The sequence below is a fragment of the Rhodococcus sp. LB1 genome, from assembly GCF_001583455.1.
Classification (GTDB): domain Bacteria; phylum Actinomycetota; class Actinomycetes; order Mycobacteriales; family Mycobacteriaceae; genus Rhodococcus_F; species Rhodococcus_F opacus.
The window spans coordinates 50,146-56,888 of sequence record NZ_LTCZ01000054.1 but is presented as its reverse complement, the minus strand read 5'-3'; the positions used below and the strand labels follow the sequence as shown (position 1 = coordinate 56,888).

Sequence of the window (6,743 nt, the reverse complement as noted above, 5' to 3'; positions counted from 1 at the left end):
CCTTCACGCCGTCGACGGCGGTGGTGTCGCCGCAGTCGATGCGCGCAGGATCCTCGCCGCCGACGTCCATGCAACCGCCGACGACCCAGTCCACGTCGAGGCAGATCGCGCCCTGCTCGACGCCGCCGAGGGTTTCGTAGTAGTACGAGTCGGCGTCGCTGATGCACTGGCTGTTCTTCGCGGCCTTGGCGATCACCTTGTAGTTCGAATCGGCGCTGCCGCACACCGCCTTGTCGATCTCGGCGTCGGAGACGGTGCCGCCGAGCTTCACGCACTCACCGATCGCGACCTCGAAGTCGACGTCGCCGCCGGCGTCCTCGCCTTCCTGCCCGTCGATCTCGGTGGTCGATTCGCTGGACGAGGTGGCCGCGGAGGCACCCGACTCGGGCACCGCGGTGGGCGTCGTGTCCGAACCGCACCCGGCCACCAGAACTGCCGTCGCCGACAATGCGACGACTGCGGTACACACCCGCCGAACTAACCCTGTCATGTCTGACCCCTCCGTCAGGTGACCGTCCGCCACCCGTGCCTCCGAGATGACCGTTGCCACCTCGATCGTGTCCACCGCGATTGCCGTGTCGCGCATTATTTGATTACATCGCTGTCCGATTTGCCAATCGTGGTGACAGTATGGACGGGTGGATCTCCCCGTGATGCCTCCGTTACAGCCGATGCTCGCGAAGGCTGCGTCGTCCGTTCCGGCGCAACCGGAGTCCGGGCTCGCCTGGTCCTACGAACCGAAATGGGACGGTTTCCGCACCCTCGTCTTCCGCGACGGCGACGAGGTGGTGCTCGGGTCCCGCGGCGGTAAGGATCTGGCCAGGTACTTTCCCGAACTCGTCCGGGCGGTGAAGGACGAACTGCCCGAGCGGTGCGTGGTGGACGGCGAACTCGTCGTCCCGCGCAGCATCGACGGCCGCACCCGGCTCGACTGGGAGTCGTTGTCGGAGCGCATTCATCCGGCCGAGAGCCGGGTGACGATGCTGTCGGAGAAGACTCCGGCCCAGTTCGTCGCGTTCGATCTGCTCGCCCTGGGCGACCGCGACCTCAGCCGGGAGGATTTCTCCGTCCGTCGCGCGCAGCTCGTCGACACCATCGGCGGTGGACCCAGCTGCCACGTCACCGCGGCCACCGAATCCAGTGCGACGGCGATCGAGTGGTTCGAGGCGTTCGAGGGGGCCGGCCTCGACGGGGTGGTGGCGAAGAAGCTGGTGGGCCCGTACCTGCCGAACAAGCGGGAAATGGTGAAGGTGAAGCATGCCCGCACCGCGGACTGCGTCGTCATCGGCTACCGGCCGCACAAGAGTCAGCCGGGGATCGGGTCGATGCTGCTCGGACTGTACGACGGCGACCAGATGGCGATGGTCGGCGGTGCGTCGGCGTTCACGGCGGCGCGGCGGATCGAACTGCTCGCCGAACTCGACGAGCTGCGCGTCGGCGACGACGTCGTCGCGGACGGGGCGCCGACGCGGTGGCAGTCGGGCAACGACCGAACCTGGGTGCCGCTGCGCCCCGAACGCGTCGTCGAGGTGGCGTACGACCAGATGGAGGGTGCCCGGTTCCGGCACGCCGCGCGGTTCCTGCGCTGGCGTCCGGACCGGACGCCCGACGAGTGCACGTTCCAACAATTGGAGGTCCCGGTGCGATACGACCTTGCCGACGTCCTGGCCGGAGGTTCCTAGATGGCGAGTCCTGCCGAAGAACTCGACGTCGACGGCGTCGCCGTTCGGCTGTCGAATCCCGACAAGATCTACTACCCGAAACTCGGCGCCGAGGGCGGCACGAAACGGCACCTGGTGGAGTACTACCGGACCGTGGCACTGAACGGTGCGCTGCTGACCGCCCTGTTCGATCGGCCGACGCATCTGCAACGGTTCCCGGACGGGATCGAGGGCGAGGAGATCTACCAGAAGCGGGTTCCCGCGAAGCGCCCCGACCACGTGGAATCGTGCGAGGTCACGTTCCCGTCCGGCCGCAAGGCCGACGTGCTCCGTGTGCGCAGCGCCGCGAACATCGTGTGGGCGGCGAACCTCGGCAACATCACGTTCCACCCGTGGGCGGTCCGGTGCCCCGACGTCGATCACCCGGACGAACTGCGCATCGACCTGGACCCGCAGCCGGGGACCGGATTCGACGACGCGCGGGCGGTCGCGCTGGACGTGCTCCGGCCGCTGCTGGACGAACTCGGTCTCGTCGGATACCCCAAGACGTCGGGCGGCCGCGGGCTGCACGTGTATCTCCGCATCGAACCGCGCTGGGATTTCATCGAAGTGCGGCGCGCGGGCATCGCCCTCGCACGGGAGATCGAGCGGCGCAGCGGCGACCGGGCCACCACGTCCTGGTGGAAGGAGGAACGCGGCGAACGCATCTTCCTCGACTTCAACCAGAACGCCAGGGACAAGACCATCGCGTCCGCCTACTCGGCCCGCAAGACGCCGATCGCGACCGTGTCGACGCCGGTCACCTGGGAGGAACTCGTCGACGTCGACCCCGACGACTTCACCATCGCGACCGTGCCCGCGCTGCTCGAGAAGCGTGGCGATCCCATGGCGACCATGGGTGACGTGGCGCAATCGCTGGACGTGCTGCTGGAGATGGCCGAACGGGACGCCGCCAACGGTCTCGGGGATCTGCCGTACCCCCCCAATTACCCCAAGATGCCGGGGGAACCCAAGCGGGTACAACCGAGTCGGGACCGAGACCGCAAATAGCCGGCGCTCACGTAGGCTCGGGACGGTCGGGTCGGGAACAATGTGAGGTCGCCATGGAACGTACGACAGTCGGTACTGCCGGACTCGCTCTCGGTGTCGTCGCGACGGCACTCGGGACCCTGATGATCGCGCCGGCCACCGCGTCGGCCGTCTCCCTCTCCTGTGTGTCACCACCCGGCCGGGGTGACACCACGGTCGTCGACCGCACCGCGTGCGGTGCCAACGCCGATACGAGCAGCAATTCGGTGGCGTTCGGCACGGACGGTGTCGGTTTCGCCGACGCAGCACACGCGGGTGCGGCGCTCGGCGCCGGACTGGGCGGCGGTGTCGGTGCGGCCGAGGCACGTCGTGGCGCCGTCGCCGCCGTGGCGGTCGGGCCCGAGAGCGTCGCCATCGGAGCGGTCGACGGTGTCGGTCCCGCCCTGGTGCTGAGCGGTCCGGGAGGGCAGGCGCTCGTCGCGGATCCGGCCAAGGGCGTGGTGTGCGCCGCCGGACCGTCGCTCGCGATCAATTTCCTTGCAGGTCAAGCGTGTCTGAGCGACGGCACAACAGTGTGGCGCCTTCCCTGAACGGCACCCCGGTCCGCGTCGTATGGTGACGGTAGTCACAATGGGCTGACGCAACTGCCGTAGGAGATATGGCAGCGAGATCGGAGGTGGTCGATGACGACCAGCGTTCGAGTTCCCCGGCCCGCGTCCGTGCCACGGACAGAGCTGCACGTCGACCCGCGGTTCCTGCCGCTCGCCGACCGGTTCTTCGCGATGTACCGGCAACCTCAGCACGGCGGCGGGGCGCTCACCGCGTATTTCCGGGGTGAGAAAGTCCTCGACATCTGGGCGGGCTGGGCCGACCGCGACCGCCGGTGGGACCGCGACACCGTCGCCCTGTCGTTCTCGACGGGAAAGGGCGTGGCCAGCACGGTCGTCCACCGGCTCGCCGAGCGCCGGCTGATCGACTACGACGCGCCCGTCGCGCGCTACTGGCCCGAGTTCGGCGCGGCAGGCAAGGACGACATCACGGTCCGCGAACTCCTCACCCACCGGGCCGGACTGCACAAGGTCCGGGGTCTGATGCGGAGCCCGCTCGATCTCCTCGACTACGACGCCGTCGTCCGGGCCCTCGCGGCCACCCCGGCGGATCCGCGCAGGCTGCGCGGCCCCGGGTATCACGCCGTCACCTACGGGTGGCTGGTGGCAGAACTGATCGCGCGCGTCACCGGAAAGCCGTTCGTCCAGGTCGTGCAGGACGAAATCGCGGGCCCGCTCGGCGTCGACGACTACTGGTATCAGGTTCCCGGACAGCACCGTCCGCGGATCGCGAAGCTCTTTCCGCACATCAACCCGGCCGGACTCAACTGGGAGCTCACGTCGAACGTGCTCTCGCTCGTCGGCCCCACCCGCGGACTCGCCGAGGCGGCGATGCCCCAGGGATTCGACGTGCTGGTCCGGAACCCCGCGGTGCACGACGCGGTGATGCCCGGCTGGAACGGCGTGTTCAGCGCGCGGGCGCTCGCGCGCATGTACGGCGCCATCGCCAACGGGGGCAGGCTGGACGGACACCGGTTCCTGCGCAAGTCCACCATCGCGCAGATGTCGCAGGTGCAGACCCACGACCGCGACTACGTCCTCGGTATCCGGCCGCAGTGGTCCCTCGGCTACCACCGGCCGATCCTCGCGTCCCGGGAACAACCACGGAACGCGATCGGGCACTACGGCGTCGGCGGGTCCGGCGCCTACGCGGACCTCGACAGCGGACTGTCCCTGGGCTTCGTCACCAACCGGCTCGGCAGTTCCCTCACGGCTCTCGGTGATCTTCGTCTGGCCCGGCTCGGTGTCGAGGCGCAGGCGATCGTCCGGAACGGCAAGTAACCACGAAAGGAATCCTGATGAGTGATCACGTGTACCGAGTTGTCGAGGTCGTCGGTTCGTCGAGCGACAGCACCGACGCGGCCATCAAGAATGCCATCGCGCGGACCAACGAGACCGTGCGCAACGTCGAGTGGTTCGAGGTCGTCGAGACCCGGGGCCACGTCGAGAACGGCGCGATCGCGCACTACCAGGTCACGGTCAAGGTCGGATTCCGTGTGGAGCCGGGCGACGCGGTCTGACACAGCGCACGGTTCTCGCGCAAAATTGGAACACGTTATAGTCTGGTGTCACATCCCGACGTCGGACTGCGCGTACTCAGGTAGGGGAGAACCGTGACTTATGTGATCACGCAGCCGTGCTGCAACGACGCCTCGTGCGTCGATGTCTGTCCGGTCAACTGCATCCATCCCACACCGGACGAGAAGCCGTTCGCTACCACGGAAATGCTGTACATCGACCCGGACACCTGCATCGACTGCGGGGCCTGCGTCGAGGAGTGCCCGGTGGAGGCCATCTACGCGGAGAACGATCTCGAGGAGGTCGACGAGCCGTACCTCGACATCAACGCGCAGTACTACACCAAGCACCCCATCGGCCCCGACTGGCCCGAGCCGCTCGCGTTGCCGCAGATCGACGCAGCCCTCGGCACGCTCCACGTCGCGATCGTCGGGTCGGGTCCGGCCGCCTGCTACGCCGCGATGGAACTGACCGCGAAACCGCGCGTCGAGGTCGACATCTTCGACCGGCTTCCTACCCCGTACGGGCTGGTGCGCGCCGGGGTCGCGCCGGACCATCCGGGCACCAAGGGCGTCACGGACCAGTTCCGTTCGGTCGTCGGCAAGCGCACGGTGCACTGCCACTTCAACGTGGAAGTGGGCCGGGACGTGAGCCACGAGGAACTGCTCGCACACCACCACGCCGTCATCTACGCGGTCGGCGCGGCAGGCGACCGCACGCTGGGCATTCCCGGCGAGGATCTCGTCGGCAGCCACGCCGCCACCGAGTTCGTGGCCTGGTACAACGGTCACCCCGACTACGCCGACCACACGTTCGACCTGTCGGGGGAGCGGGCCGTCATCGTCGGCAACGGCAACGTGGCACTCGACGTGGCCCGCATCCTCGTCACCGATCCGGAGATCCTGGCCAAGACGGACCTCGCGGACCATGCCCTCGACGCTCTGCGGGCGAGCAACATCCGCGAGGTCGTCATTCTCGGCCGCCGCGGCCCCGCTCAGGCCGCCTACACCAACCCCGAACTCCTCGCGCTCGGGCTGATGCCGAACGTGGACATCGTGGTCGACCCGGACGAAGCGGTGCTCGACCCGGCAAGCCGCGCGTTCGTCGACGGCGACGAGGCCGAGCCGTCGCATCGCCACAAGGTGCGGCAGGTCGAGGAGTTCGCCCGGCGCACCGCCGATCCGGCGAAGAAGCGGATCGTATTGCGGTTCCTGACGTCGCCCGTGGAGATTCTCGGCACCGACGCCGTCGAATCGGTGCGCATCGCGAAGAACGAGATGGTCGCGGACGCGTCCGGGCGGCTCAGCGCCAAACCGTCCGACGTCACCTCGACGCTGGACACGGGCCTGGTGCTGCGCTCGATCGGTTACCGCGGTCAACCCGTGGCCGATCTCCCGTTCGACGACCGGCGCGGCGTCATCCCCAACGAGAACGGCCGGGTGATCGATCCGGAGACCGGCACGCCCGTGCCCGGCGTGTACGTGGCGGGCTGGATCAAGCGCGGGCCGACGGGTGTGATCGGCACCAACAAGTACTGCTCCGCGGAGACGGTCAAGATGCTGATCGACGATTTCTCCGCCGGGCGGCTCGGCGCGCCCACCGAACGTGAGGCTCTCGACCGCCTGATCGCCGAGCGTGCGCCCGACGCCGTCGACTACCAGGGCTGGCAGCGCATCGACAAGACCGAACGTGCCGGGGGCAAGGCTGCCGGGCGGACGCGCACCAAGCTGATCACCATCGAGAGCATGCTCGCCGCCGCCCGCGCCGATACCTGATCGTGAGTGCTTCTTGACCACTCGGTGACACAACCTGCCCGCAGGCCGCGGAGCGGCAACGATTGCGGGCAAATTGCTCGCGGCCGGATGATGTGTGTTAATGGCAGTGCGCGATTGGTAGGTCCGTCGGGGACGCGCGTTGCACACGTCGT

At 68.3% G+C, this 6,743-nt stretch carries 7 protein-coding genes; 6 read left to right on the top strand and 1 reads right to left on the bottom strand.

The window, feature by feature from the left end; all coding sequences use genetic code 11:
• A partial coding sequence (lppU, locus tag AZG88_RS10425; protein WP_442971710.1) for an LppU family putative lipoprotein occupies nt 1–490 on the bottom strand: 490 nt, incomplete at its 3' end.
• Between the two features lie 148 nt (nt 491–638).
• Here lppU and AZG88_RS10420 point away from each other — a divergent pair.
• From AZG88_RS10420 to AZG88_RS10395, 6 genes are all read left to right on the top strand, one after another.
• Complete coding sequence (locus AZG88_RS10420; protein WP_039952193.1) at nt 639–1,682, top strand: ATP-dependent DNA ligase; 1,044 nt, start codon at nt 639–641, stop codon at nt 1,680–1,682.
• Entirely contained in the window at nt 1,683–2,711 is a 1,029-nt protein-coding gene (locus AZG88_RS10415) for a DNA polymerase domain-containing protein (RefSeq protein ID WP_005243885.1), read from the top strand.
• A 53-nt stretch (nt 2,712–2,764) separates the two neighbouring features.
• Nucleotides 2,765–3,280, top strand: a complete 516-nt coding sequence (locus AZG88_RS10410) for a DUF6764 family protein (protein ID WP_061697630.1) — start codon at nt 2,765–2,767, stop codon at nt 3,278–3,280.
• Nucleotides 3,281–3,373: 93 nt separating this feature from the next.
• Nucleotides 3,374–4,579: a serine hydrolase domain-containing protein gene (locus tag AZG88_RS10405; protein WP_061697629.1), complete on the top strand. Its 1,206-nt coding sequence runs from the start codon at nt 3,374–3,376 to the stop codon at nt 4,577–4,579.
• A gap of 17 nt (nt 4,580–4,596) precedes the next feature.
• Nucleotides 4,597–4,818: a dodecin gene (locus AZG88_RS10400; RefSeq protein ID WP_025431948.1), complete on the top strand. Its 222-nt coding sequence runs from the start codon at nt 4,597–4,599 to the stop codon at nt 4,816–4,818.
• A gap of 93 nt (nt 4,819–4,911) precedes the next feature.
• Entirely contained in the window at nt 4,912–6,591 is a 1,680-nt protein-coding gene (locus AZG88_RS10395; protein WP_025431949.1) for an FAD-dependent oxidoreductase, read from the top strand.
• Nucleotides 6,592–6,743 lie beyond the last annotated feature (152 nt).

What these genes read in the sequence shown, in the direction of transcription:
- AZG88_RS10415 (WP_005243885.1), top strand. Translation starts at nt 1,683, where the DNA reads ATGGCGAGTCCTGCCGAAGAACTCGACGTCGACGGCGTCGCCGTTCGG.
- AZG88_RS10400 (WP_025431948.1), top strand. Translation starts at nt 4,597, where the DNA reads ATGAGTGATCACGTGTACCGAGTTGTCGAGGTCGTCGGTTCGTCGAGC.
- AZG88_RS10405 (WP_061697629.1), top strand. Translation starts at nt 3,374, where the DNA reads ATGACGACCAGCGTTCGAGTTCCCCGGCCCGCGTCCGTGCCACGGACA.
- AZG88_RS10410 (WP_061697630.1), top strand. Translation starts at nt 2,765, where the DNA reads ATGGAACGTACGACAGTCGGTACTGCCGGACTCGCTCTCGGTGTCGTC.